Raw genomic sequence first — 26,365 nt, 5'->3', positions numbered from 1 at the left:
AAGGTGAAAGGTGAAAGGTGAAAGGTGAAAGGTGAAAGGTGAAAGGTGAAAGGTGAAAGGTGAAAGGTGAAAGGTGAAAGGTGAAAGGTGAAAGGACATTATGTTAAATAGAAAAAACCTTTATCCTTTCGCCTTTTTCCTTTCACCTAAATTTTATACAAACTCTTGCTCTCAATAAATTTCAAAACGGGGTCTGGAACAAAGTATTGCACGTTCTTTTTTTCGGCAATTGATTTGCGGATAAAGGTTGCCGATAGCTCCATTTGTGGTGTCATGGTAATGGTTACGGATGGGTGGTCGGCAAGCTCTGCGTTTTCATAACCGGGGCGGGGATAAACGTAAATGCGGTAATCGCGCAGGATGAGTTTATAGTTTTTCCATTTATGCAGGGTACCCAGGTTATCGGACCCCATGATGAGCGCAAAATCGTGTTCTGGATATTTTTCTTTAAGATGGGTAAGTGTATCAATGGTGTATGACGGCTGGGGCAATTTCAGCTCTACATCGCTTACGGTGATGTTTGTAGCATGATCTGTAGCCAGGCGGGCCATTTCCAAACGATCATAGGTATTTATCAGATCGCCGTATTTTTTTAATGGGTTTTGCGGCGACACCACAAGCCACACTTTATCAAGCGTGGTATGGTTGGCCATATAATTGGCTATAATGAGGTGCCCTATATGTATAGGATTAAATGAACCGAATAGTAAGCCTATTTTCATTAGTTGGCGGTTTTCAGTGTGCTGTTGGCAGTTACCAGTTGGCTATTTTAGTTAGCAAATATTTAGTTTTGTTAATTTGCATCTTTATTCTCCGACTCCAACTTATCGGGGTTATTAATCATGTAGTATACAATCCGCCCAATCTCATCTGATTGAATAAGTAATTTGTCGTAAATCTCTTTTGTGATGTAGTTGCAAGCTAATGAAAATTCAAGCCATCCTTGTGTTTCACTATTTTCCATATCCGCATCTGTCAATTTACTAATAAAATGATTAGGATACCTGCGTTTACGATAAGCCTCCACTGTACAGATATTTACAGAACGCGATGACCTCCGAATCTGATCTGTTAAAGAGTACATTTCTTCTTTTGGAAATTGTTTAGTAACAACAAATATTTCCATAGCAAGGGCGAAACTTTTTTTGTACAATAACAGATCCTTATAGGTACCCATGAAAATTAAATACTGCTAACTGCCAACGGATAACTGCAAACTATCTTATAAAATTACTTACCAATTCGCGGGCTTCTTTGCAAGCCGTTTCAAGATCGTAATTTTTGAGGATAATATCAAACTGCGGAGCGTATTTAAGCTCTTTTTCGGCTTTGGCAAAGCGTTCTTTTAGTTTTTCTTCACTATCGGTACCGCGACCGGTTAAACGCTCTATTAAAACTTCTAATGATGGTGGTTGTACAAATATGGCAAGTGCTTGTCCGTCGTATTTGCGTTTAAGGTGCATGCCGCCTTCTACGTCGATATCAAATATCACGGTTTTGCCTTTTGCCCAGATACGCTCAATTTCTGCACGGAGCGTGCCGTAAAAAGTGCCGGTGTAAACCTCTTCAAACTCAACAAATTGCTTTTTGGCAATACGGTGTGTAAACTCGGCCAGGCTGATAAAGTAATAGTCTTTACCATCTTCCTCATCGCCGCGTGCCTGGCGTGTTGTTGCCGAAATTGAAAATTCAAGCTCGGGCATTTTGCCAAGCAGGTGATGCACTATAGTAGTTTTACCCGCTCCAGACGGTGCCGAAAATATGATGAGTTTACCGTTAGGGTTCATTAGTTTATTAGCTCATTAGTTCATTGGGTTTTGGCGGCGCATAGTTACCGGCTTGCAACCAATGAACTAATGAACCAGTGAACCAATAAACTACAATACGTTTAACAGTTGTTCTTTAATTTTTTCAAGCTCTTCTTTCATGCCTACTACCAGCTTTTGGATAGTGGCATCGTTTGCTTTTGAGCCGAGGGTATTTATTTCACGACCTATCTCCTGCGATATAAAGCCCAGCTTTTTGCCATTGGCATCGGCATTTTTAAGAGTTTCAATAAAGTATTCGCAATGCGTTTTCAGGCGTATTTTCTCTTCGGTTATATCAAGTTTATCTATGTAATAGATCAGTTCCTGCTCAAAGCGGTTTTGGTCTATAGCCTCGCGGTTGGTAGCTTCGGCTAAAAAAGTATTTAGTCTTTCGCGTATCAGCGGAACACGTTTAGGGTCTTCCAGTTCAACCAGCTCCAGGTTTTTGAGGATGATGTTGATGCGGTATTTTACATCGTTTTCCAGTACGTTGCCTTCATCGGCTCTGAACTGCTGGAAAGCAGCCAATGCCTGCTGAAAGGTTTTTTCAACCTGTTTCCATTCATCTTCAGATACGGTTTCCTCGTCGTATTTTACTACTTCGGGTAAGCCAAGGGCAAGCTGCATAAGGTTAGTAGCGGGTTCGTTAAGTTCCTCGCTTACATCTTTCAGTTGCTTGTAGTAGTGTTTTAATAGTGTTTTATCAATGCCGGCAGCTTTTACAGAAGCATTTACCTGCTCAACATTTATAGATAGGTTCACTTTACCGCGCTCGATAAGCTTACTGCAATCATTACGCAGTTGAAATTCTTTTTCAGAAAATATTTTGGGCAAGCGAAGTGAAAGTTCAAGAAATTTGCTGTTCAGGGATTTGATCTCAACGGTATATTTAGTATTACCCGAGTCAAAACTGGCAATTCCATACCCTGTCATGGATTTTATCATGCGCAAAGATAGGGTTTTACTATTAAAGTTTGAAAAGTGGGAAAAAGTCCGGAAGTGGGAAAAGTCCGGGAAGTCCGAAAGTGAAAAAAACAAATCCAGAAGTAGATGCTAACTTTCGGACTTTTCGACTTCCGGACTTTCCGACTCCTCCCCTTTAACACTTTTTCACATTTTGTTTAAAATAGAGTGGCTATATTTACGTTCATATAATTGTTAATGCGATTTAGTTTATACCTGCTTATACTAATTTGCCTGTGCTTGTCTGTTACTGCATCTGCACAGGAATTTACCCTTAAAGGGGTTATCTCCAAAAAAAACACGCCCCAGCGCGTAGCACAGGTTTCCATCAAAAATCTTAATACCAAGGCCATAATTTTAAGCGACGATCTGGGTTGGTTTACTATAAAAGCTTCGGTGGGCGATACCTTAACGTTTTCGAAAGAAGATTATACACCTCAAAAGGTGGCTGTGCTCAACCAAAGCGATATGCCGATATACCTGCAGCCCATGATTGTTTTAAGCGAGGTGAAAATTGCGGGGCAATCAAAAAAACAGGAAATTAATGCCATAATGAATGATTACCGTAAGCAGGGTACGTTTTATGCAGGTAAGCCACCTGTACTATCCTTTATTACAAATCCCCTAACCGGTATTTATGAATTATTTGGTGCTACACCCAACCGGGCGCGCAGGTTTGCGCAGTTTTCAAAAGGCGAGCTGGAATTGGCCGAAATAAACAGGCGATACAACGTTGCCTTTGTAAAGCAGATCACCCGAATTCCATCTGATAGTTTGGCCCAGCGGTTTATGAATTATTATACCCCATCTTTTGAGGATTTAAAAGGATGGAATGATTATGACCTGGCAAAACACATCCAAAAATCATATGATTATTACAAGAAAAGCGATGAAAAAGATAGGCTGGAACTGCTAAATTCACCAACGTTTATTAAAAGCGACACTTTTAAACTATCACAACCAGGAGAGACGTTGAAAAATAATAAAAAACATTAACAACGACGTTCCTGAATCTGTCCGGAAAAGAAAACCGCTTAATAATTTCAGCAATAAAGTAAGATGGGGATTAAATAGCTAAAGCTTCGCAGGCTTTTTCAGCGGCAAGTTTTTCCGCATTCTTTTTGCTGAATTCTTTTCCGGCACCCATTACCTCGCCATCAACAAGGGCCTGCACGGTAAACAGCTTGGTGCTTTCGCCATCCTGGTTGGTTACCAGTTCAAAGGTAATATCACGGCCATGACGCTGGCACCACTCAATAAGTTTGCTCTTGAAATTGGTTTCGGTTTGCTCCAGCTTGTGAATATCAATATGCGATTTGATGATATGGTTTATCAAAAAATTCTTGGTAAAATCATACCCTTTATCCAGATAAACAGCACCAATTAACGCTTCAAAGGCATCACCAAGTAATGAGCCTTGCCGGCTGGAGTTTAGCATGCGGCTATCGTACTCAATCAATTTATCGAAGCCCAGTTTGCGGCCCAACTGGTTAAGGTTTACGCGGCTTACAATTTTTGAGCGTAGTTCTGTTAAAAAGCCCTCATCCTCATACGGATAAAGCTTAAATAAAACTTCGGCCACAACGCTGCCCAGTACGGCATCGCCTAAAAATTCAAGGCGCTCGTTGCTGTTTTTTACTCCCTTTTTTACGTTTTGGGCTACAGACTTATGCCTGAACGCCAAACGGTATAAAGACAAATTGCCCGGCACAAAACCGAGCAAATTCTTTAAAACCTTTACGTATTTTCTATTGGGCGATATATAGAGTTTGTAAAACCGACTGATAGGCATTAAACCACAATTAATCTTCGTATTTCTTAAATATAACAGAAGCATTATGGCCGCCGAAACCAAATCCGTTGCTTTGAACTATATTAATATCCCTTTTTTGTGCTTTGTTAAAGGTGAAATTAATTTTAGGATCAAATGATGGATCATCGGTAAAATGGTTAATAGTAGGGGGTATTATACCATTCTTTAAAGCAAGTATAGAGGCAATTGCTTCAACCGCGCCGGCAGCACCAAGTAAATGGCCTGTCATTGATTTGGTTGAGCTGATATTTATACGGTAAATATCGTCGCCAAAAACATCCTGTATAGCTTTAATTTCCTGCGGATCGCCAATTGGTGTAGATGTTCCGTGAACATTTACATAATCAATATCGGCAGGTGTAAGGTTGGCATCTTCAAGTGCTGATCGCATTACCAACGCTGCGCCAAGCCCATCCGGGTGTGGTGCTGTCATGTGGTAAGCATCTGCGCTCATTCCGCCACCCATCATTTCGGCATAAATTTTAGCGCCACGGGCCTTTGCATGCTCCAGCTCTTCTAAAATTATAGTACCGGCGCCTTCACCAGCTACAAAACCATCCCTGTCCAAATCAAACGGACGTGATGCCGTTGACGGATCATCATTACGGGTTGATAATGCGTGCATAGCGTTAAAACCACCAATACCTGCTTCATTAATGATTGCTTCAGAACCACCGCTTATAAACATATTAGCTTTACCCAAACGGATATAGTTAAATGAATCGATAAGTGAATTGTTTGATGAAGCACAGGCAGATACGGTTGAAAAGTTTGGCCCGCGCAAGCCATATTTGATAGATATGTGCCCGGGGGCAATATCAGCTATCATTTTAGGAATAAAGAACGGGTTAAAGCGCGGTGATCCATCGCCTTTGGCAAAGTTCATCACTTCGTCTAAGAACGTTTTTAAACCGCCTATGCCCGATCCCCAGATAACGCCTATACGGCTGGTATCAAGTTTTGAAAAATCCAAACCGGCATCCTTTACGGCCTCTTCTGTTGAGAAAAGGGCGTATTGAACAAACGGATCTAATTTACGGGCATCTTTCCGTCCCAAAAAACCGTCCGCATCGAAGCCTTTCACCTCGCATGCGAATTTAGTTTTGAACTTTGTGGTATCAAAACTTTTAATAAAGGCAGCGCCACTTACTCCATTGATTAAGCCGTTCCAGTATTCTGAAACGGTATTACCAATAGGAGTAAGTGCTCCAAGCCCGGTTACTACAACTCTTTTGAACTCCATTTAATCCAGTTAGGGAGTCTTATTTAACGTTTTTTTCAAGGTAAGCAACTGCCTGACCTACAGTACCGATAGTTTCAGCCTGATCGTCAGGAATAGCCACGTTAAATTCTTTTTCAAACTCCATGATTAATTCCACGGTGTCTAACGAGTCGGCACCAAGGTCGTTGGTGAAACTCGCTTCTGGTGTAACTTCACTTTCGTCAACACCCAGTTTTTCTACGATAATAGCTTTTACTCTTGAAGCGATATCAGACATAGTCTTTATAGTTTAATGATTAATAAAAATTCAGTGCAAAGAAAAATAAATTCTGTCAATAATCAAATCTAAAACTTTTACAATATATTTCGATAACAAAATTTTATTCAAACGGTTTGTATTTGTATTTTTGACGGCGTAAAAGTAATGATTTTGAACAGGAAATTTTTAAAGTTTGAGATCGATTTTGATTTTGTGTTGATTGCGGTAACAACTTCGCTTAAAGATTACCGTATATGTTATCTTATCAATAAGTTTTTAAACTTTAATTTTATTAAATCAGAAGATCTGGCCGTTGATATTTCTCAAGGGAGCGAGCCTGTTTTGTTTTCATTATACCATTATAATTGGGAAACAACAGAAACAGATTTCTATTTTATAGGTAATAAAGGCTCTGACGGCTATTTAGTGCCCGAAATTAAAAGCGCCGATTACTTTTTAATGATCAGGAATTATATTGATGATGACGACCTGGAAAGCCTGATTATGAGCCTTAATAAGATCCCTGAAATTGTTGCGGCGGTAAAGATTGATCCAAAAAAAATAAAATCACGCGAAAATCTGTTATTTTAGCGCAAAAATTTATAAAAAGTGTTGTTGGTACACTAATGAAAAAACAAGCCAGATTAACCAGAACAATATGAAATTATATTATAATCGTACTAAAATAGTAGCCACAATGGGCCCGGCATCTGCTAAAAAAGAAGTTTTATTAGCAATGATAAAAGCCGGTGTAAATGTTTGCCGCTTAAACTTTTCGCACGGCAGGCCAGAAGATCACAAAGCTGTAATTGATACCATTCGCGAAATTAACGAGGAATATAAAACAAACGTAGGTATCCTTGCCGATTTGCAGGGCCCTAAGATCCGTATAGGTTTGGTAAAAGATGGCGGTATTCATTTAGTTAATGGTACGCACATTAAAATTACTACCCAGGAGTGCATTGGTAACGACGAGCAGATCTACATTACTTATGATACCTTCCCGCAGGATGTACAGGCAAACGAAATTATTTTGCTTGATGACGGAAAGCTGCAGTTAAGGGTTCTTGAAACCAACAAAATTGATACGGTAATTTGCGAGGTAGTTCACGGTGGTATATTAACATCACGTAAAGGTGTTAACCTGCCAAATACCAAAGTATCTATCCCAAGCTTAACCGAAGAGGATTTAATAAACCTGCAATTTGCATTAAAATATGATGTGGAGTGGATTGGTTTATCATTTGTACGTACCGGTCAGGATATTATTGAATTAAAACATATCATAGCTCAAAGCGGATCTGCAGCACGTGTTATCGCTAAAGTTGAAAAGCCAGAGGCTATTGATAATATAGACGAAATTATTGCTGCTACCGACGGTGTAATGGTAGCCCGTGGCGACCTTGGGGTTGAAATGCCATTGGAAGAAGTGCCATTGCTGCAAAAAATGATCGCTCGTAAATGCCGTGCGGCTTCAAAACCGGTTATTGTTGCTACGCAGATGCTGGAATCAATGATCACCACCCCGCGCCCAACACGTGCCGAGGTTAATGACGTGGCCAACTCTGTACTTGATGGTGCCGATGCAGTGATGCTGAGCGGTGAAACATCAGTTGGTGAGTTCCCGGTTATTGTTATCGAAACAATGGCTAAAATTGTGCGTAATGTGGAAGAATTGGGTTATCCGTTTAATGCTTCAAAGGCAGATAACGTTGACCCGGCTTCGGCAAACTACCTGAGCAATGCACTTTGCGAATCGGCAGTTCATATTGCCGAGCATACCAATGCAGTAGGTATTGTATCTATGACCACATCTGGTTACACCGCTTTCCAGATTTCCAGCCACAGACCAAAGGCAAGTACTTATATATTTACATCAAACAAGCAATTGCTTAACGCATTGAGCCTGGTTTGGGGTGTAAGATCATTCTTTTATGATAAACTGGAAAGTACCGATCAAACCATTAGCGATGTAAACACCATACTTAAAGCCGAAGACCTGATAAAAACTGGTGACGTGGTTATTAACACAGCTGCCACGCCTATTATTAAACAAGGCAAAACCAATATGCTTAGGGTAAGCGTTATTGACTAATTGCTAAGGCTTATAATCTAATAGGTAGAAAAAAGAGGGTGATGCTTTAGCATCACCCTCTTTTTTTAGTTACTGCCGGATCTGCATAGCGGTTCGACTCACCCCGCCGGCACTTCGTGCGGCGACCCTCTCTGCGGCAAGCCGCAAAGAGGGTGAAAATACTTTTTCCTTGATTTGCAAATGCCAAATATATCCACTAATCCTGCCCCTCTTTCCAGCGAAGCTGAAGAGAGAGTGACCCAGCGCAGCGATGGTCGGGTGAGTAAACTCTGCGGTTAGCGAGCGAATTTACTTCGTTTTCTCATAACTCTTAGGATCAATAGCCGCCGGTGACCAATCTTTTAAAAAGCCCATCACTTTCTCTTTGCTATGGCCCTGGCCTTCTTCTAAATAGCCGGAATTTTGAGTATGTAGCCTATTGCCTTTACCGTCAAGCACAATAAATACGGGGAACCCAAAACGCTGCGGATAACCCAAGTCGGCCAAAACGGCTTCGTTTTTATTTTCCTGGCTATAGTTTACGTGTAAAACAACATAGTTATCGGTTAGGTATTTATTCAGGTCGGGGTCTGTTGTCACCAGGTTATTAAAGCGGATACACCATACGCACCAATTGCCTCCAATTTGTAAAAGCACATTTTTGTGATTGGCCGAAGCTTGTTTTACCGCGGCTTTTATCTCTGCCTTGGCATCGGCATCTGGGTTATAAATATGTGGTTTCTCCTGCGCTTTTACAGTTAATGCAAAAACACTGATGAGGGCTGCAAAAAATAATTTCTTCATGTTGATAGCTATCTAAATAAAATAATGCGCGGGTTATTGTCCTGTAGTGGTAAACGCAAGTTACATAAAATCGACTAAAAAGGTTATGGTTTAAATTTTCAACAGAATTAAGTTATTGTTAATCAATTATTTATATATCGTAAAGTCAAATATGATTACTTTTCACACAGGATGTGGAAAACTCCGAAGCAAATGATATTTAACAGAACAATAGATTTGATATAACGACTCCCTGATTGTTTTTATTCTATTAACTGCACATCTTATCTGAAAAACAATGGCTAAAAACATTACCAATAAAACACCCGGACATAAAGGAAAAGGCTTAAAAGCAGAACGCTATTTTAGCAAAGAAGGCATTGATGTATATGATTTGTTCAGGTACGAAAAACGTTCATCCGTTATCCGTAATCCATCGGGCGATGCTGTATTTGAAATGAACGATGTTGAAGTACCTGCCGCCTGGAGCCAGGTGGCAACAGATATACTTGCCCAGAAATATTTCAGAAAAGCGGGTGTTCCGCAGTCCGACGGTACTACCGGATCTGAAAAAAGCATAAAACAGGTAGCCCACCGCATGGCCAACTGCTGGAAGGACTGGGGCGTACGCTATGGTTACTTCGCTACCCCAAAAGATGCCGATATATTTTACGACGAAATAGTTTACACCATTGTTGGTCAGCTGGCTGCGCCAAACTCGCCGCAATGGTTCAATACAGGTTTGCACACATCTTATGGCATCACCGGGAAGCCGCAGGGGCATTACTATGTAGATCCGGTAACGGAGCAGTTAAGCAAATCAACATCGGCTTATGAGCGGCCGCAGCCGCATGCCTGTTTTATTCTTTCTGTAGATGATGACCTGGTTAACGAGGGTGGTATTATGGATCTTTGGGTTCGCGAGGCCCGCATCTTCAAATACGGATCGGGCGTGGGTACCAATTTTTCCAAGATCCGCGGCGAATGTGAAAAACTATCTGGCGGTGGTTATTCATCGGGCCTTATGTCGTTCCTGAAAATTGGCGACAGAGCTGCCGGGGCTATAAAATCGGGCGGTACAACCCGTCGGGCGGCCAAAATGGTTTGTCTTGATCTCGACCATCCCGAAATTGAAGGTTTCGTGAATTGGAAGGTTGAAGAAGAAAAGAAAGTAGCAGCGTTGATAGCGGCCGGTTATTCATCTGATTACGAAGGTGAGGCTTATCGTACGGTGTCTGGTCAAAATTCCAATAATTCGGTACGGATCCCCAATAGCTTTTTCAGGGCTTTAAAGGGCGGCACTAATTGGGATCTCATCAGCCGCATGAACGGCCGCACTATAAAATCAATTGCATCACAAAAGCTATGGGACGATATCGCTTTCGCGGCCTGGGCGTGTGCCGATCCAGGTGTGCAGTTTGACAGCACCATAAACGAATGGCATACCTGCCCGAAAGGTGGAAGGATCAACGCTTCAAACCCATGCTCGGAATATATGTTTTTGGATAACACGGCCTGTAACCTGGCATCTATTAACCTGGCGCATTTCTTTGATCCCAAAAGCCGTGTATTTGATGTAAAAGGTTTTGAACACGCCTGCCGTATGTGGACGATAGTACTGGAAATTTCTGTACTGATGGCGCAATTCCCGTCAAAAGAAGTTGCACAATTATCTTATGATTACCGCACCCTTGGCTTGGGTTATGCCAACTTAGGGTCGGCGCTGATGGTTAACGGCATCCCGTATGATAGTGATGAAGCCCGTGCCATTGGCGGTGCTATTACCGCTATCATGACCGGTACGGCTTATGCAACATCGGCAGAAATGGCCCGTGAATTAGGCACTTTTAGTCGTTACAATGATAATAAACAGCACATGCTGCGGGTAATGCGTAACCACCGTTATGCAGCCTACAACTCAACAGAAAATTACGAGGGTTTAGAAATTACGCCTCCGGGTATCGACCAAAAGCATTGCCCGGATTACCTGCTTTCGGCAGCCTGTAACGCCTGGGATAAGGCTGTTGAAATGGGTGAGAAGCACGGATACCGCAACGCCCAAACCACCGTTATAGCCCCAACCGGCACCATTGGTTTAGTGATGGATTGCGACACCACCGGTATTGAGCCCGATTTTGCACTGGTAAAATTCAAAAAACTATCTGGCGGCGGTTATTTTAAAATTATTAACCAGGCTGTGCCCGAAGCCCTGCGCAATTTAGGCTATCGCGAGCATGAAGTTATGGCGATAGTGAATTACGCCAAAGGATCGGCCAGTTTAAAGGGCGCACCTCATGTAAATGTTGATAGCCTGAAAGCGAAAGGTTTTACTGACGACGAATTAGAGAAACTGGATAAAGGATTAGTATCGGCATTTGAGATCAGCTTTGCATTTAATATTTGGTCGCTGGGCGAGGAATGTTTGAAACGCCTGGGCATAACCGCCGAGCAATACAACGCGCCCGATTTTAATGTATTGCGCACACTTGGTTTCAGCAAAAAGCAAATTGCCGAAGCCAACGAATACATCTGCGGTACCATGACCATTGAGGGCGCACCTTATTTAAAAGAAGCGCACTACCCTATATTTGATTGTGCCAACAAATGCGGTGCAAAAGGCGAGCGTTATATTCACGCACACGGCCATATAAAAATGATGGCCGCCGCGCAGCCATTCCTTTCGGGTGCTATATCAAAAACCATTAACCTGCCCAATGAGGCTAAGGTTGATGAGATAAAGGATTGCTATGAACTTTCATGGGCGCTGGGTTTAAAGGCCAACGCGCTTTACAGGGATGGCTGTAAATTATCGCAGCCACTATCAACCAAATCTGATGCTAAGGAAGAAGCCGATGATAAGCTGGATACGGTTGAAGAGGTTTTAGGCGAAGCAGCCAACGTAAAGCTAAGCGACCTAACATCCGAACAGGTGATCGAGGCAGCCATAGCCATCATGGAAAAATCAAAGGATACTAATTTTATGCGCCAGCTATCGCGCGTGGTGCAAAAGAAAAGTCTGCCGTTTAAGCGCCGTGGATTTACACAAAAAGCCAGTATAGACGGCCAAACCGTATTTGTGCGCACCGGTGAATATGAGGACGGTACCCTGGGCGAAATTTTTGTGGATATGCATAAAGAAGGGGCCACCTTCCGCTCATTGATGAACTGTTTTGCCATAGCCGTTTCGGTTGGTTTGCAGTACGGCGTACCGCTGGAGGAGTATGTAGAGAAGTTCACCTTTACCCGTTTTGAACCTGCCGGTATGGTGGTTGGCCATGCCAATATAAAAAGCGCTACCTCCATCATCGATTACATTTTCAGGATGCTGGGTTATGAATACCAAGACCGTACCGACCTGGTGCACATCATCACCGATAAGAACGGCATTTTAGGTAACCCCCAAATGGGCGATGAGGATTTTAATACCGACGAAACAAATGTATATCAGCCCGCTAATACCCCGGCATCAACAGAGGGCAACGTTAAAAGACAAGGCCTTTCATTTGACGTAAGTATGGGTGTGCAAAGTGATGCACCAAGCTGCAATGTTTGCGGTCATACCACCCTGCGTTCGGGCACGTGTTATAAATGCCTTAATTGCGGCAATTCCATGGGTTGCTCCTGATAAAGTGGTTTATTAAATTGTAGTTTTTCAATTATATAATAGTTAATGTGTTAAAAGTCCCGCGTAAGCGGGGCTTTTTGTTAAGTAAATGTTTGGCCTTTGTAACATTATTTAAACAACCCCTGTTTGCATCTCTCAAATTCAAAAACTTCACAAATTTCTCACGTTTTTTTCCGACATTTGCGCCATTAGAACTTTTAGTTATAGGCTATAACGAGCTGCTTGTATGAATTATACCATCAACAATTTACCCGAACGAACTACCAAACCCCGTGATAAAGGCATTACTATGGTGATGGATAAGGGCTTAAGTTTAAGGCAGGTTGAAGATTTTATTGAGGTAGGCGGTACGCATACCGATATTGTTAAATTAGGCTGGGCAACATCTTACGTTACTCCTAATCTTGATCAAAAATTAAAGCTCTATCGCGAAGCTGGTATCCCGGTTTATTTCGGCGGTACCTTGTTCGAGGCTTTTATTGTGCGTAACCAGTTTGATGATTATTGCCGTTTGCTGGATAAATACAAATTAGAGCATTGCGAAGTATCCGACGGTTCCATTACTATTGAGCACGATATTAAATGCGAATATATCCGCAAACTGGCCAAACAGGTAACGGTAATATCCGAAGTTGGATCAAAGGATGTGCAAAAGATCTTTGCGCCCTACAAATGGATAAAGCTGATGAATGCCGAAATTGAGGCCGGTTCATGGAAGGTTATTGCCGAAGCTCGTGAAAGTGGCAATGTGGGTATTTACAGGGACTCAGGAGAGGTAAGGCAGGGTTTGGTTGATGAGATCCTGACCCAGATACCCGAAGAAACCATCATTTGGGAAGCTCCGCAAAAAGCACAACAGGTGTGGTTTATTAAACTGATAGGTGCTAACGTAAGCCTGGGTAATATTGCCCCCTCGGATATTATCCCCCTTGAAACCCTGCGCCTGGGTATCAGGAGCGATACGTTCGACCACTTTATAAACTTGTAATTGACGACTGATCTTACTATATACTGCAAGCTCCCGACGAAATTCGGGAGCTTTTTTGTTGATATGTGAATTTTACATAGTTTTAATGACAAACATATTTAAATGAGTTTACAAGATCAGATCAGCAAGGCTGTTATAACAGAAATTGAACAGCAAAACTGGGGCGCTACTGAGCAATTTATGCAAATTCATGAGGTTGTTAAGGTTGATGAAAAACCAAAGGTGGAGCACATAGTAATCAGAGAGAATATTGCAATTGCTTATCTTCCTGTAAAAAATGAGCGCTTTCATTTGGCTATTCATTTTGATGTTGAACCCGAAATGGAAATAAGGTATGTTGGAACCGAAGATTATAATAAAGTATATTTAAGATCTACTTCTGATACCCTTACAGCCGGAGAAATTGCTGCCTTAACAACGCTAAGCGAAACTGAAACTTTTAATACCGGGGATAAAAAAACATTTGGTAAGGCTTTATATAAGTTTAGCGGCGCTAACTATGAACCCAACCCCGGGCCCGATAGTTTTGAAAACAAAATAGAGAAACTGCTTGATTACTTAGAACAAGACAGAGCCGGGGTAAAAGCGCTGGTAAATAATGCCAATGCCTGCATACAGGTAGATAAAGATATCCATAACGGGAACGGACTGATCGGTGGGCCTTATATCAATAAACAAATCATCAAACGAATGGCTGCACTGGATTTAGAAATAGCTTTCAGTCAGTATGCGGCCGGTAATTCATTTCAATAATTATCTTTGGCTGTTTTCTTGCTAATATTACACTATGAAACACTACGGACTTATAGGCTATCCGCTTTCGCACTCCTTTTCAAAAAAATACTTTACCGAAAAGTTTAAAAATGAAGGTATTGAGGATACTGTTTATGACATATATCCGCTGGAGCATATCAAGGATCTTCAGGACCTGCTTGACGAAAACCCCAACCTGCTGGGCCTTAACGTTACCATCCCCCATAAAGTAAATATTTTACCTTACCTGGATTGGATTGAGCACGATGCCCGTACCGCCGGTGCCGTAAATTGTATATGTATAAGCGCCGAAAGTCCGGTTCAGGCGGCTTTTACCGGTGAGGTTGGTGTTACCGGGCATGATTTCAGGCTGGAAGGTTACAATACCGATCTGTATGGTTTTGAGATGTCGATAAAACCTTTGATAAAAGACACCAACGCCGAGGCCCTTGTGCTTGGCGATGGCGGTGCTGCAAAAGCAGTAAAATGTGTGCTGGAAAACCTGGGCATTACCTACAAAACAGTAACCCGTAAACCACATCCCGATCAAATATTATTCAGCGACCTACAACCGCATCATATTAAACAGCATAAGATCATCATTAATACCACCCCGATTGGTACCTCGCCCAAAATTGATGAATGCCCACCCATACCGTACGAGGCTATAACCGATGAACATTTACTTTATGATCTGATCTATAACCCAGAAGAAACCCTGTTTTTAAGAAAAGGGCGCGAACAAGGGGCAGCTACAAAAAATGGTTACGAAATGCTGATATTGCAGGCCGAAAGATCATGGGAAATATGGAACTCGAAAGACAGGCGCGAATGAGAAATATAGTTTTACTGCTTATTTCGGTTTTGTTTTTTGCCGCATGTGGTAACAACCACGACTACTCGCCCAAGCCGCGGGGGTATTTCAGGATAGCATTCCCCAAAAAGGAATACCAGGATTACGCCACGGGCTGTCCATATACTTTCAGCTACCCCAAGTATGCCAGCATCGAGCCCGATAAAAGCCGGGGGGCAAAACCATGCTGGATAAATGTTCAGTTCCCGCAGTTTGGCGCAACGCTGCATTTGAGCTATCAGCCTATAACCTCAAAAAAGGTATTTAATCAACTGGTGGAGGATGCTCGTACTTTTGCGTTTAAACATACGGTAAAAGCCACCTCTATTGATGAAGGCGTCATCAGCTATAGCGACCGTAAGGTTTACGGGATTTACTACACCATCGATGGTAACGCAGCTTCATCTGCACAATTTTTCCTTACAGATAGCACCAAAAACTACCTGCGCGGTGCCCTCTATTTTAATACCGAGCCCCGGCTTGACTCCATCCAACCCGTACTTACTTTCGTAAAAAAGGATATGGAAGTATTAATAAAAAGCTTTAGGTGGAAGTAGGGAAGAATCAAGAATTAAGATGAAAAAGCATACTCCCGCGAGGTTAGCACAGCGCAACTCGTGGGTATAAGGGTTTCAGCTTTTAGCTGAATTAAGCCGAAGGCTTAAACCATGCGTCCCACTAGCTACAAGCTCTCGGGAGTTTGTATATTTTTGAATGACAAAGTGCTATTACCTAATACCCCAGCAATTTCGCCATACTTTCTTCCAGCCTTGCTTTTGCCAAAAACTGATCTTCCAATGCCTTATTCATGGGAATGGCGGTATCTAAACTTCCGCAGCGCATTACGGGGGCATCAAGGTGTTTAAAACAATGTTCGGCTATGTGGGCGGCTATTTCGGCACCAAAACCGCTCGTTAGCGTATCTTCATGCAGCACCAGGGCCCTGCCGGTTTTCTTTACGCTGTTTTCAACCGCTGTTGTATCCCAGGGTAATAAACTGCGCAGGTCGATAACCTCGATGGATAGTTCAGGGTGCTTGTCGGCAAATTCCAGTGCCCAGTGCACGCCCAAACCAAAAGTAATTATGGTGGCCTGGCTGCCTTGTTTTACTATGTTGGCCTTGCCAATCTCGATCATTACATCATTATCCGGTACTTCGCCGCTTGTGCTGCGGTACAGGTATTTATGCTCAAAATAAATCACCGGGTTAGGATCGTCAATTGCGGCCAGCAGTAAGCCCTTGGCATCTGCCGGGAAGGCAGGGTAAACAACCTTGAGCCCCGGGGTTTTCGTGAACCAGGCCTCGTTACTTTGCGAATGGAAAGGCCCCGCGCCCGTGCCCGCACCCGTAGGCATACGAATTACCATATCTACAGGCTGTGCCCAGCGGTAATGTGTTTTAGCAAGGTTATTAATGATCTGGTTAAAGCCGCAGGTAACAAAATCAGCAAACTGCATTTCAACAATGGCTTTGTAGCCATTGAGCGCCAAGCCCATACCCGCCCCCACAACGCCCGATTCGCAAATGGGGGTGTTGCGTACGCGGCCTTTGCCAAATTCTTCAACAAAGCCCAGGGTAATTTTAAACGCGCCGCCATATTCGGCAATATCCTGGCCCATAATAACCAGGTTATCGTGCTTGCGCATGCCCTGTCGCAGGCCATCGCTTATGGCATCAAGATAGCGTTTGGTGGTGGCAGATGTTACAGAAGGCTGGTCTGCGGGAAATTGATAGGGCATGTACATATCGCTCACCTCAGTAGCCATATCCGGCACAATATCGGCCTCGCTGTAAACCTTTTCAAACTCGGTTTCAATAAGCGTAGTAAACTCTTTGCGGATGATGGGGATCCATTCCAGTTTAAGTACCCCCTCGGCCAGTAAATATTTTTCGTAATTATCCAGCGGATCTTTCGATTTCCACCATTCAAACAAATTTTGCGGAACATATTTAGTACCCGATGCTTCCTCATGCCCGCGCATCCTAAAGGTCATGCACTCCAATAAAACAGGTCGCGGGTTTTCACGAATGCTTTTGTTAATATCTGTTATGGTATGGTAAACCTCCAGGATATTATTCCCGTCAATACGCCGGCCTTCTATTCCGTAACCTATGGCTTTATCAACCAATTGCTGGCAATGGTATTGTTCGTTTGTAGGGGTCGAGAGGCCGTAGCCGTTGTTTTCAATTAAAAAAATGACCGGTAAATTCCATACCGAGGCAATGTTAAGGGCCTCGTGAAAGTCGCCCTCGCTGGTGGCACCCTCGCCGGTAAATACCAGGGTTGATTTTTTTTGTCCCGATAAAACGTCGGCCAGTGCAATGCCATCTGCAAGGGCCAGTTGCGGCCCCAGGTGCGAGATCATCCCGATGATCTTGTATTCCTGCGTACCGAAATGGAACGAGCGGTCGCGCCCCTTGGTAAAGCCCGATGGTTTGCCCTGCCATTGCGCCATCAGGCGCGAAAGCGGGATATCCCGGGTAGTAAAAACACCCAGGTTGCGGTGCATGGGCAAAATATATTCGTCGGCCTGCATGGCCAGCGTACTGCCCACCGCAATGGCTTCCTGCCCAATTCCTGAAAACCATTTGCCAATGCGCCCCTGCCGCAAAAGTATCAGCATTTTTTCCTCAACCATGCGCGGTAGCAACAATTTTCGGTAAAAAGCAATTAAAGTGTCAGTATCAAGGTTTTTACGGTCAAAAATCATAACGTAAAACTACTGAAGTTTTTAAAACTTTGTATGTTTGATGATCCTATCTAAAAAGTATGAAACGTATTGGAATTGTGTTATTCGCGGGGTTAATGATTATTGGGTTTGCAGCTTCATCGCAGGATTATTTTTTGCTTCCCGAAAACTTTTATATGCACAAAGGTGATAAGCTGAACCTGCATTTGCTAAGCGGCAACCAGTTTGTAAAAGAGGGCGAGTACAAATATGAAAGCGGCAAGATCTCGAAGTTTATGCTGTACGAAGGTTCAAAGAAAACCGACCTCAGTAAAAATACTAAAGATACCGCCGCCAATGTGTTGAACTATAAATTGGAGAACAGCGGTCTTGCGATGATCGAACTGGTAAAAACCGAAGTTTTAGAATCGGAACGGAATAAATTCTTGAAAAACCTGGATGCCGAAGGATTAGGAAAAATTGCCGAGGATGCTAAAGCCAGCAATCAGCAATATTTTGTAGAAAAATCAAGCCGGTACCTTAAAACCCTTATTGCTGTTGATAAAGCCAATGGTAATTTTGATAAGCCACTTGGCGAGGATTACGAAATAGTTATTCAGCAGAATCCCTTTAAAGCCAGTTATGGCGATGATGTAACCGCACAGGTGCTTTTTAAAGGACAGCCAATGAAGGATGCAGTGGTTATTCAATACGTAAAAACTATAAACGGAAACATTTTTCCGCAAACGCTTACTGCGGATGGCAGCGGACTGGTGTTTTTTAAACTAAGCCGCGAGGGTATTTATATGCTAAGCTCAACCCATATAGAGGCATCGACTGATAAAAATGCCGATTTTGAAAGCTGGGGCGCCACTATGACATTTGCCTTTAGCAATGAAGATTCTATCCCTAATACTTACCGTGAATTTGGTTTCGGGAATAAGCACTAAGAAACTGTCTAAAAAGGAAAGTTATTCATTGCCGTTGACTTTAGTCAACGGTAATAAAAGGCATTATTACGGGCTTTAGCCCAATTATCCAAGCGATATTTGGGCTAAAGCCCTCGTTTTCTACTCATTATTCCGTTGACTAAAGTCAACGGCAATGAATTTTATAGGATACTCAATAGTTTAAATCAAATTTAGACAGTTTCTAAGAAAATTTAATTTATGGCGATGGGAGCCAGTTTAAAATTCAAATAAAAAAACCTTGCCAGTGTTACCGGCAAGGTTTTTTTATTTGAATTAAAGGTAATCTAAATGATTGTTCCGTTAGGGATAATAGCGCGTTTCTTAACAACTACAATACCATCCTGTACGGTGTGCGTGTCATAATCGCCATCGGGCAATAAATCGCCGCAATTGATGGAAACGTCATCGCCGATGTAGGTATTTTTGTCGATGATGGCGTTCTTGATCTTACACCTGTCGCCGATGCCCATAATTGGCGATTTGGTTAATTTAAGCTCGGCAATTTGCTCCAGCGTTTGGTAGTTGTCGCTACCCATTACATAACAGTTCTCGATGCTGGTTTCAACGCCTATACGGGTACGGATACCGATGATAGAACGGGTGATTTCCTTAGCCTGGATGATACAACCATCGGCAACGATAGATTTATTAAGCAACGTGCCGGATATTTTAGATGGCGGCAACATACGTGCACGGGTGAAAATATGATTTTCGCCAAAAAGGTTAAATTTAGGAATCTCATCAGTTAAGCCAAGGTTGGCATCAAAAAACGACGGGATAGTACCAATGTCTGTCCAGTAACCCTCATACTGGTAGCTTAATACTTTATGATCTGTTATTGATTGCGGGATGATCTCTTTACCAAAATCGGTACGGTCGTTACCTTCCAGCAATTCATATAATAGCTTGCGGTTAAAAATGTAGATACCCATTGAAGCCAGATACACCCTGCCCTCGGCCTGCATTTCGTCGCTCACTTCTGATGCCCAGCTTTCAAAATTTGATTTTGGCTTTTCAATGAAAGCCGTAACCATGCTGTTTGAATCGGTTTTAAGGATCCCAAATCCCGGTACATCGGCAGCATCAACAGGAATGGTAGCTATAGAGATCTCGGCACCGGCATCAATATGCTTGCTGATCATATCGTCAAAATCCATCTGGTAAAGCTGATCGCCGGATAGGATCAATACATATTCAAATTCATGTACCGCAAGGTGGTGCAAACTTTGCCTAACCGCATCGGCCGTACCCTGAAACCAGGCACCGCTGGTAGGGGTTTGTTCTGCTGCTAAAATATCAACAAAGGCATCGCTAAAACTGCTAAAGTGATAGGTGTTTTTGATGTGCTTATTTAATGATGCCGAGTTAAACTGCGTTAACACATAAATACGTGTAATACCCGAGTGCAGGCAATTTGAAATAGGAATATCAACCAAGCGGTACTTGCCTGCAATTGGAACGGCCGGTTTTGAACGGGTTGCAGTAAGCGGTGATAAACGACTGCCCTGGCCACCGCCAAGTACAATGGAAATTACTTTAGATGTCATATCGTAGGGTTTAAACTTTCATACAGGTCAATATATTCTTTTGCCGAGCGGTCCCACGAAAAATCGAGTTCCATCATGCGTTTGCGCAGCTGCTGCAGCTTTGCGGGTGTTTGATATAATACTTTAGCACGGAAAATGGCATAGCAAATATCATCAACAGAAACCTGGTTAAAGCGGATGCCGTAGCCCCCCTCATCACCAAAATCAATTACCGAATCAATAAGGCCGCCGGTGCTGCGTACCAGCGGCATGGTGCCATAACGTAATGAGTATAGCTGGTTAAGCCCGCATGGTTCAACCCGCGATGGCATCAGCAGGAAATCGGCACCGGCATAAATCAGGTGTGCCAATGATTCATCGTAACCGATAAATACATTGCATTGGCCGGGGTACTTATCCTTAAGTTCAAGCAATGCCGCTTCCATATCCTTATCGCCCGAGCCTAATATTAAAAAGCTAAGCTCGCCGGGATTCTCTTTAATGCTGCGTTCAACAGCTTCGGGCAGCAGGTCGGCCCCTTTTTCTATCACTAACCTGCCAATAAAAGTATACAGCGGTTTTTCTGGGTCGAGGCCGAAACGGGTACATATGGCATCTTTATTAACCTGCTTGCCTTTGGCCAGCAAGCGGGTGGTAAATTTGCCGGCTATCATGGCATCTGTTTTAGGGTTCCATACTTCGGTATCTATCCCGTTAATGATGCCATGGCCCTTTGCTCTTTCTATATAAAAAAGATATTCTAACCCATTAGAGTTAATGGTAAGCTCGCGCAGGTAAGTAGGCGACACCGTGGTATAGCTCCAGCAGCATTTAACTGCAGCAGCCAGCGGGTTTATTCCGCCCGCCCAATCAAGCAAACCGGTTTGGGTCAGATCAATCTCGGGGAGCAAAGCCAGGTGTTCCCAGCCGAAGGCGCCGTGATACTGGCCGTTATGGATAGTAAATACCGTTGGCACATTAGCCAGACGGGTATACAGTTTTGAATGATACAGCAGGAAAGGCACCAGGCCCGAGTGGTGATCATGGCAATGGATAATATCCGGCGTTTGCTGGGTGTAATTTATCCAATCTAAAAAAGCCAGTTGAAAGGCAATAAACTGCTCCCTTTCATCGGGGTAGCTGTATACCTCAGTACGATCAAGCAAACCCGGTATGCGTACCAGGTACAGCTCAAAACCAAGCTTATTAGTTTTTTCTTTCAGGATCTCAAAAAATAGCCTGCGGTTACCCAGCAGGGTTGCAGCGGCAAAAACAACGTCGAATTCGTTTTCCTGCGTAAACTTACGGTCGTAATAAGGCATGACAACAACTGCCTGCAAACCTGCCTGGTTTTGATATTTAGGCAGTGCACCAACAACGTCAGCAAGGCCGCCAACTTTAGCAACGGGGTAACATTCGGCACTCAGATGGAATATTTTCATTCAGGTTTTATTGGCTCAATTTAAGGAAAGATTACCAAAAGAGAAACCTATAATGATTAATATAGTTTTTGAAATTTAGCGGTAACATTGTAAAAATCTTAATAAGCTTTTACCGCTAACGTTGAAATTTTGGCAGCTAAATTACCCCATAATGAACATCTTAATTCCAGAAAAAAACATTTCAGGAATAAAATAACCGCCAAAATCTACCCGAAAACGCCCTGTTTTAGAGCGGGCTTTCGAAAGTAAGCAGCGAATGCTGCCCTGCCGTATGAAAATCGCGCCATACCTGGCTTATCTCGGTATCCGGGTTGGCCGCTTGCAAGCCGCAGTAAGGGTACAATTCATCAACACACTTACGCGCAGTAATGGCCAGTTTGCGGCTGGTTATGCTTACTTCTGCCAATTGCAAAGTATTATCCGCAAGATCTGTCTGCCATGATGCCTCTACAGCTTTGTGGAATTGTTCGCGTGTGTTGTGCAACAAGGCGCTTAGTTTTTCGAGGGTATTGGTAATCAGTGCTTTTTGTGTTAACGTTAACCGGGCGTTTTTTTGCCTTTCCTCAAATGCGGGCCCGCAGAGGTCAATAAAGTGTACGGCTATGCCGGATATGTTGGCAGCCAGCGTAGCTTCGGCTAATTGCAAAAACGGATATTGATATAGCGGCTCATTAATTACGGCGGCTGCGGCGTCAATCTTGAAACATCTGTCTTTAGCTACAAAAACGTCTTTTACGGTGTAGGCATCGCTGCCCGTAGCCATCATGCCTATGTATTTCCAGGCGGCGAACAATTGCACATCTTTACTATCGAAAATAAAAGGCAAGATAAGCGGTTTGCCATCGCTGTTTAATACAGTTTCTTCGCCGTTTTTGATGATGCAGTTGGCGGTAATATGTGTGGCATGGTGCGCACCGCTGGCATATTTCCAGGTGCCGTTTATGATATAACCGCCCTCGGTAATGGTGGCAGTACCGGTTGATGCGCCGCTGCCTGCCAAACAAAGGTATGGTGTGTTTAAAAGTTCATGGGCAATCCCCGGCGATAAAAAACCGCCGAACCAACCTGCTCCGGCACATAGCGTTACCACCCAGCCTAAACTGCCATTGGCCCAGGCCAGGCTTTCTTCCAGCTTAACCATATCTGGCAGGGGCAGTTGCAGACCCGAATACGCTTTGGGTACTAAAAATTTAAACCAACCCTGCTCATAAATAAGCGCCAGCTGATCCGGGTGCAGCATGGCCAGTTTTTCGGCCTCCGGTGCTGCATTACGGATTATATTTACCCATTCGGGTTTTAAGTTACTTGAAGGATGATCCATTTTTTAAGCTTAAAGCTAAAGGCCTAAAGCCTAAAGCAAATTATTAATCTGTTAAACGCTTTCGGCCTTCGGCTTTAAGCTTTTAGCCAATTCGGCTTCTTTCTTCCAATCGAAATATCCAAAAATGGCTACTACAAATAAAAACAAGGTGAGTATGGCAAACAGCGGCAGATGTTTGTAAAACAATATAGGTATGGCAAACAGGTTTGATACGTTTAAAAATACCCAGTTTTCTATTTTACGGCGTGCCAGCAGCCACATACCTGCCCATGCTGTTGACGATATCAGCGCATCCCAAATGGGCACGTTTGATGGGGTAAAGTATTTTGCAGGCAGGTTTTTAAGCAGCACATAGAAAAATACCCAGCCAACAACTGATATGGTAATGCTAACAATCCATTCTTTTTTGGTACTCCAGCTTACTTCTACGGGAGGCTCATCCTTCTTTTTTATCCAGTACACCCAGCCGTAAACGCTCATTACCACGTAATAAACACTCAGTATCGATTCGGCATACAGGTGGACATCCAACAGCAGATAAATAGAAATGAGCGTACCCAGGATACCCAATGGGTAAAGCCAGATGTTGTTTTTTCGCGCCAGCAACACTTCGGCAACACCCAGGGCAACGGCAAGCCATTGCACCCAGGTGGTTTCCTTTATTTGTTCCATGAACAGCGCTATAAGTGTTTGCATAGTCATGGTTAATTGTTTTGATTTTTGAGTTACTGTTTGTTAAAATCCCAAACTTAACGATGCCATAAAATTGCGCGGTGCCTGCGGGAAATAGGCATTGTAATTAACCCGGGTACCACCTTCAATGTCGCTGTAGGTATATCCGTTTGATGAATATTTTTCGCTGAACAAATTGTTTACCTGCAGCCCAATGCCAATGTTTTTAATGACGTTGGTTTTAAAGCTGTAATGCAGGCGTACGCTGTTTACAAAAAAGGCATTCAGTTTGCGGGTTTCGTTGGATGTATTATCCAGGTATTGTTTACCTACGTACTTGCTGATGAAAGCAATCTCCGCACCCTTAAGCGGCACAAAGTTCAACTCGCTTGAACCAACAAATGAAGGCGAAAAGGCAAGATTGGTGGTGCCGTATTTAACTTCATCCTGACCGCCGGTATCGGTATTGTCAATAAACTCAACAAAGTTCTTTACTTTATTTCTGCTTAACGATGCCGTTGCCGCCCAATAAAATTGTGGTGTAATACGCACCTTACCATCCAGTTCAACACCGGCGCGGTAGCTATCCTTCACATTGCTATGTATGAAGCCGCCCACGTCATTAATTTGTCCTGTTAACACCAGCTGGTTATTATAATCCATAAAAAAACCATTTATGCCGAAGTTAACACCTGCACTGCTATACCTGTAACCAGCCTCCCAGTCCTTCAGGTTCTCGGCTTTAGGGCGGCTACCCGGGGTTGATTGCGTAAAATCGTCCCTTGACGGCTCGTGGTTACCAACCGCGAATGACAGGTAGGCATTGCTTTGGTCGTTTAGTTGGTAGGTAATACCTGCTTTGGGATTATAAAAGCTAAACGAGGCGTTTTGCTGCACATTATTACGGTTACGGTCGTAACCTAAAAAGGAGTAATAAATATGGCGGTATTGCATATCGGCAAATAGCGTCACATCGTTCATCTTGATATCGGCCTTGGCAAAAATATTGAAGTCGTTTTTGCGGGCGTTATCACGTGAGTACTCATAATCGGGAGGGATGTTGGTGCTTTGCTGTGTCCACTCGATGTTATTGTAATGTGCTCCGCGATATTCGTTATAAGCACCACCCAAAGTAAAGTTGAGGTTTTGTTTAGGTGTGTAATTAAAGGCGTAGGTAAGGCCATAAAAATCATTATTGAGCCATAAACGACGAACCAGATCGGTAGTGGCAAAGGTTGTGCCCCCTATGGTTACCGGCGTTACACCATAATGTGAAAGCGAATCGGTGTTTTTATACTCTTCATAATAACCAAAGCCTTTGGTATAATGCAGCGCGCCATTGAAAGTAAGGTTATCAGTAACTTTTTGGGTGATAAGCGCCTGGGCGTAGTTTTGAGTATAATTATCAGTTTGATTATTATAGTAAGTTTTTCCGTCTGATTCTAACCCCAGTCCATTATAGGTTGGGTGAACTGCAACGGTATCTTCCGGTACGCCATTCCAGGCCTGATAGGTTTTTTCCTGACCCGAAAATACGTTTACCCTGATAAGGGTATTTTTGCCGTAGTAAGCACCGCTCAAAAAGTATGATTTAAGGTCGGATTTGGCACGGTCGATATAGCCGTCGGATTTAATTCTCGACAGACGGCCATCAAAAGTAAACTTACCACCTACTAATCCCGAACCCAGACTAACGGTATTTTTAAGCGTTCCGTACGAGCCTACAGAGTTGTTAAGCTCGGCATAGCCGGTATCGCGGCGGGTGGTGGTTTGTATGTTGATGCTGGCCCCAAAAGCGCCCGCGCCATTGGTTGATGTACCCACACCGCGCTGGATCTGGATATTATCAACAGATGAGGCGAGATCTGGCAGGTCGATAAAGTAAGCGCCCTGGCTTTCGGCATCGTTAAGCGGGATACCGTTCAAGGTAACATTGGTGCGCGTACCGTCAGATCCCCGGATGCGGATCCCTGTATAGCCTACCCCGGCCCCGGCATCAGATGTAACAACAGTTGAGGGGGTTTGGTTAAGCAGGTAAGGAAGATCCTGCCCGTAATTGTTTTTCTCCAACTCTTTTTTACTCAGGTTAGTAAAAGCAGTTGGCGATTTTTTACCGGCGCGGGTAGCGCTTACGGTAACTTCATCAGTAACCATAACTCCGTTGCCCAATGAAAAATTAACAGTTTGACTGGCAGTAAGGTTAATGTTTTTAGTAACAGGCTGATAGCCTATATAACTTGCCTTTAGAGAATAGTTACCGGGTTTAAGGTCATTAAAGCTGAACTTACCGGCAGCATCGGCAACAATATTTGCTGATGGATTTGTAATGGTGATGGTAGCTCCGGGCAGTACTTCGCCAGATGTGTTTGTGATCTTCCCGGATATGGAAAGTTGGGCCGATGCCAGGACAGGCAGCAGCAAAGCGGTGATAGCCGCGAATACATTTTTCAAAATTTGTAAAAAATAAATTAGTTAAACCATCTGCTCACCAGGGTACAATGGCAGTACACTTAACTTGTTACCTCTCCCTACGCCGGCATTACCCGGATCAGGTGCATGTTTTTTAAGTTTTGGGTTCTAAGTTTTGAGTTTTGAGTCGGGATTACGACTTTTTGACTTCTA

The 26,365-nt window shown here is 43.2% G+C and carries 23 protein-coding genes; 9 read left to right on the top strand and 14 right to left on the bottom strand.

Annotated elements, in window-relative coordinates; translation table 11 throughout:
- Positions 1-146: 146 nt before the first annotated feature.
- The 4 genes from nadD to BLS59_RS29305 form a co-directional block, all read right to left on the bottom strand.
- On the bottom strand, positions 147-722 hold the full coding sequence (gene nadD, locus BLS59_RS29320; protein ID WP_091157002.1) for a nicotinate (nicotinamide) nucleotide adenylyltransferase: 576 nt from the start codon (positions 720-722) through the stop codon (positions 147-149).
- A gap of 71 nt (positions 723-793) precedes the next feature.
- Positions 794-1,177, bottom strand: coding sequence for a four helix bundle protein (locus tag BLS59_RS29315; RefSeq protein WP_091156999.1), 384 nt, complete (start codon positions 1,175-1,177; stop codon positions 794-796).
- A 40-nt stretch (positions 1,178-1,217) separates the two neighbouring features.
- A complete protein-coding gene (gene gmk, locus BLS59_RS29310; RefSeq protein WP_091156995.1) occupies positions 1,218-1,787 on the bottom strand; it encodes a guanylate kinase in 570 nt (189 codons plus the stop codon).
- 90 nt (positions 1,788-1,877) lie between these two features.
- Positions 1,878-2,753: a YicC/YloC family endoribonuclease gene (locus tag BLS59_RS29305; RefSeq protein WP_240315377.1), complete on the bottom strand. Its 876-nt coding sequence runs from the start codon at positions 2,751-2,753 to the stop codon at positions 1,878-1,880.
- A gap of 216 nt (positions 2,754-2,969) precedes the next feature.
- Between BLS59_RS29305 and BLS59_RS29300 the strand changes: the two genes are divergently transcribed.
- Complete coding sequence (locus BLS59_RS29300) at positions 2,970-3,767, top strand: hypothetical protein (RefSeq protein WP_143014275.1); 798 nt, start codon at positions 2,970-2,972, stop codon at positions 3,765-3,767.
- A 70-nt stretch (positions 3,768-3,837) separates the two neighbouring features.
- On the opposite strand, the gene rnc is transcribed toward BLS59_RS29300, so the two are convergent.
- Genes rnc through BLS59_RS29285 form a run of 3 tightly spaced genes read right to left on the bottom strand, consistent with a single transcriptional unit; the run spans position 3,838 to position 6,083 of the window.
- Complete coding sequence (gene rnc / locus BLS59_RS29295) at positions 3,838-4,563, bottom strand: ribonuclease III (protein WP_091156985.1); 726 nt, start codon at positions 4,561-4,563, stop codon at positions 3,838-3,840.
- 10 nt (positions 4,564-4,573) lie between these two features.
- Positions 4,574-5,827 carry a beta-ketoacyl-ACP synthase II gene (gene fabF / locus BLS59_RS29290; protein WP_091156982.1) on the bottom strand — a complete coding sequence of 418 codons (1,254 nt, stop codon included), beginning with the start codon at positions 5,825-5,827 and terminating at the stop codon, positions 4,574-4,576.
- Between the two features lie 19 nt (positions 5,828-5,846).
- Positions 5,847-6,083: an acyl carrier protein gene (locus BLS59_RS29285; RefSeq protein WP_031266521.1), complete on the bottom strand. Its 237-nt coding sequence runs from the start codon at positions 6,081-6,083 to the stop codon at positions 5,847-5,849.
- Positions 6,084-6,236: 153 nt separating this feature from the next.
- On the opposite strand from BLS59_RS29285, the gene BLS59_RS29280 reads away from it, so the two are divergent.
- Entirely contained in the window at positions 6,237-6,656 is a 420-nt protein-coding gene (locus BLS59_RS29280; protein ID WP_091157015.1) for an IPExxxVDY family protein, read from the top strand.
- A gap of 67 nt (positions 6,657-6,723) precedes the next feature.
- On the top strand, positions 6,724-8,160 hold the full coding sequence (gene pyk / locus BLS59_RS29275; RefSeq protein WP_091156978.1) for a pyruvate kinase: 1,437 nt from the start codon (positions 6,724-6,726) through the stop codon (positions 8,158-8,160).
- 288 nt (positions 8,161-8,448) lie between these two features.
- Here the strand turns inward: pyk and BLS59_RS29270 are convergent, their stop codons facing one another.
- The gene (locus tag BLS59_RS29270; RefSeq protein ID WP_091156975.1) at positions 8,449-8,943 is read right to left on the bottom strand and encodes a thioredoxin family protein; all 495 of its coding nucleotides are present in this window, start codon (positions 8,941-8,943) and stop codon (positions 8,449-8,451) included.
- A gap of 277 nt (positions 8,944-9,220) precedes the next feature.
- On the opposite strand from BLS59_RS29270, the gene BLS59_RS29265 reads away from it, so the two are divergent.
- The 5 genes from BLS59_RS29265 to gldD all read left to right on the top strand — a co-directional run bounded on the left by BLS59_RS29265 (position 9,221) and on the right by gldD (position 15,698).
- Entirely contained in the window at positions 9,221-12,547 is a 3,327-nt protein-coding gene (locus BLS59_RS29265) for a vitamin B12-dependent ribonucleotide reductase (protein WP_091156972.1), read from the top strand.
- Positions 12,548-12,773: 226 nt separating this feature from the next.
- Entirely contained in the window at positions 12,774-13,535 is a 762-nt protein-coding gene (locus tag BLS59_RS29255) for a phosphosulfolactate synthase (protein ID WP_091156964.1), read from the top strand.
- 102 nt (positions 13,536-13,637) lie between these two features.
- The gene (locus tag BLS59_RS29250) at positions 13,638-14,288 is read left to right on the top strand and encodes a DUF4279 domain-containing protein (protein WP_091156961.1); all 651 of its coding nucleotides are present in this window, start codon (positions 13,638-13,640) and stop codon (positions 14,286-14,288) included.
- A 34-nt stretch (positions 14,289-14,322) separates the two neighbouring features.
- The gene (locus BLS59_RS29245) at positions 14,323-15,123 is read left to right on the top strand and encodes a shikimate dehydrogenase family protein (RefSeq protein WP_091156957.1); all 801 of its coding nucleotides are present in this window, start codon (positions 14,323-14,325) and stop codon (positions 15,121-15,123) included.
- Positions 15,120-15,698 carry a gliding motility lipoprotein GldD gene (gldD, locus tag BLS59_RS29240; RefSeq protein ID WP_162842808.1) on the top strand — a complete coding sequence of 193 codons (579 nt, stop codon included), beginning with the start codon at positions 15,120-15,122 and terminating at the stop codon, positions 15,696-15,698. Before BLS59_RS29245 ends, gldD begins: the two co-directional genes overlap by 4 nt.
- 175 nt (positions 15,699-15,873) lie before the next feature.
- Here the strand turns inward: gldD and BLS59_RS29235 are convergent, their stop codons facing one another.
- A complete protein-coding gene (locus tag BLS59_RS29235) occupies positions 15,874-17,853 on the bottom strand; it encodes an alpha-ketoacid dehydrogenase subunit alpha/beta (protein ID WP_091156950.1) in 1,980 nt (659 codons plus the stop codon).
- A gap of 59 nt (positions 17,854-17,912) precedes the next feature.
- On the opposite strand from BLS59_RS29235, the gene BLS59_RS29230 reads away from it, so the two are divergent.
- Positions 17,913-18,761, top strand: coding sequence for a DUF4198 domain-containing protein (locus BLS59_RS29230; protein WP_091156946.1), 849 nt, complete (start codon positions 17,913-17,915; stop codon positions 18,759-18,761).
- A 305-nt stretch (positions 18,762-19,066) separates the two neighbouring features.
- On the opposite strand, the gene BLS59_RS29225 is transcribed toward BLS59_RS29230, so the two are convergent.
- The 5 genes from BLS59_RS29225 to BLS59_RS29205 form a co-directional block, all read right to left on the bottom strand.
- Complete coding sequence (locus BLS59_RS29225; RefSeq protein ID WP_091156942.1) at positions 19,067-20,329, bottom strand: glucose-1-phosphate adenylyltransferase; 1,263 nt, start codon at positions 20,327-20,329, stop codon at positions 19,067-19,069.
- The gene (locus BLS59_RS29220) at positions 20,326-21,750 is read right to left on the bottom strand and encodes a glycogen synthase (RefSeq protein ID WP_091156938.1); all 1,425 of its coding nucleotides are present in this window, start codon (positions 21,748-21,750) and stop codon (positions 20,326-20,328) included. The genes BLS59_RS29225 and BLS59_RS29220 overlap by 4 nt, the downstream gene beginning before the upstream one ends.
- 226 nt (positions 21,751-21,976) lie before the next feature.
- The gene (locus BLS59_RS29215; RefSeq protein ID WP_091156935.1) at positions 21,977-23,071 is read right to left on the bottom strand and encodes an acyl-CoA dehydrogenase family protein; all 1,095 of its coding nucleotides are present in this window, start codon (positions 23,069-23,071) and stop codon (positions 21,977-21,979) included.
- A gap of 51 nt (positions 23,072-23,122) precedes the next feature.
- A complete protein-coding gene (pnuC, locus tag BLS59_RS29210) occupies positions 23,123-23,773 on the bottom strand; it encodes a nicotinamide riboside transporter PnuC (protein WP_240315375.1) in 651 nt (216 codons plus the stop codon).
- 33 nt (positions 23,774-23,806) lie between these two features.
- Positions 23,807-26,194 (bottom strand): TonB-dependent receptor, encoded by a 2,388-nt coding sequence (locus BLS59_RS29205; protein WP_240315374.1) that lies wholly within the window; start codon positions 26,192-26,194, stop codon positions 23,807-23,809.
- Positions 26,195-26,365 lie beyond the last annotated feature (171 nt).

Origin of the sequence: Mucilaginibacter pineti (assembly GCF_900101875.1) — a bacterium.
GTDB classification, from domain to species: Bacteria; Bacteroidota; Bacteroidia; order Sphingobacteriales; family Sphingobacteriaceae; genus Mucilaginibacter; species Mucilaginibacter pineti.
The sequence above is the reverse complement of the archived record's forward strand: the minus strand, read 5'-3'. Positions and strand labels throughout refer to the sequence as shown.

Excerpts from the sequence above, each read along its gene's own strand:
- pnuC (WP_240315375.1), bottom strand. The coding sequence starts at position 23,773 with ATGACTATGCAAACACTTATAGCGCTGTTCATGGAACAAATAAAGGAA.
- BLS59_RS29265 (WP_091156972.1), top strand. The coding sequence starts at position 9,221 with ATGGCTAAAAACATTACCAATAAAACACCCGGACATAAAGGAAAAGGC.
- fabF (WP_091156982.1), bottom strand. The coding sequence starts at position 5,827 with ATGGAGTTCAAAAGAGTTGTAGTAACCGGGCTTGGAGCACTTACTCCT.
- BLS59_RS29285 (WP_031266521.1), bottom strand. The coding sequence starts at position 6,083 with ATGTCTGATATCGCTTCAAGAGTAAAAGCTATTATCGTAGAAAAACTG.
- gmk (WP_091156995.1), bottom strand. The coding sequence starts at position 1,787 with ATGAACCCTAACGGTAAACTCATCATATTTTCGGCACCGTCTGGAGCG.
- BLS59_RS29305 (WP_240315377.1), bottom strand. The coding sequence starts at position 2,753 with ATGATAAAATCCATGACAGGGTATGGAATTGCCAGTTTTGACTCGGGT.
- BLS59_RS29315 (WP_091156999.1), bottom strand. The coding sequence starts at position 1,177 with ATGGGTACCTATAAGGATCTGTTATTGTACAAAAAAAGTTTCGCCCTT.
- BLS59_RS29250 (WP_091156961.1), top strand. The coding sequence starts at position 13,638 with ATGAGTTTACAAGATCAGATCAGCAAGGCTGTTATAACAGAAATTGAA.
- gldD (WP_162842808.1), top strand. The coding sequence starts at position 15,120 with ATGAGAAATATAGTTTTACTGCTTATTTCGGTTTTGTTTTTTGCCGCA.
- pyk (WP_091156978.1), top strand. The coding sequence starts at position 6,724 with ATGAAATTATATTATAATCGTACTAAAATAGTAGCCACAATGGGCCCG.
- rnc (WP_091156985.1), bottom strand. The coding sequence starts at position 4,563 with ATGCCTATCAGTCGGTTTTACAAACTCTATATATCGCCCAATAGAAAA.
- BLS59_RS29235 (WP_091156950.1), bottom strand. The coding sequence starts at position 17,853 with ATGATTTTTGACCGTAAAAACCTTGATACTGACACTTTAATTGCTTTT.
- BLS59_RS29215 (WP_091156935.1), bottom strand. The coding sequence starts at position 23,071 with ATGGATCATCCTTCAAGTAACTTAAAACCCGAATGGGTAAATATAATC.
- BLS59_RS29270 (WP_091156975.1), bottom strand. The coding sequence starts at position 8,943 with ATGAAGAAATTATTTTTTGCAGCCCTCATCAGTGTTTTTGCATTAACT.
- BLS59_RS29255 (WP_091156964.1), top strand. The coding sequence starts at position 12,774 with ATGAATTATACCATCAACAATTTACCCGAACGAACTACCAAACCCCGT.
- BLS59_RS29300 (WP_143014275.1), top strand. The coding sequence starts at position 2,970 with ATGCGATTTAGTTTATACCTGCTTATACTAATTTGCCTGTGCTTGTCT.
- BLS59_RS29230 (WP_091156946.1), top strand. The coding sequence starts at position 17,913 with ATGAAACGTATTGGAATTGTGTTATTCGCGGGGTTAATGATTATTGGG.
- nadD (WP_091157002.1), bottom strand. The coding sequence starts at position 722 with ATGAAAATAGGCTTACTATTCGGTTCATTTAATCCTATACATATAGGG.
- BLS59_RS29225 (WP_091156942.1), bottom strand. The coding sequence starts at position 20,329 with ATGACATCTAAAGTAATTTCCATTGTACTTGGCGGTGGCCAGGGCAGT.
- BLS59_RS29245 (WP_091156957.1), top strand. The coding sequence starts at position 14,323 with ATGAAACACTACGGACTTATAGGCTATCCGCTTTCGCACTCCTTTTCA.
- BLS59_RS29220 (WP_091156938.1), bottom strand. The coding sequence starts at position 21,750 with ATGAAAATATTCCATCTGAGTGCCGAATGTTACCCCGTTGCTAAAGTT.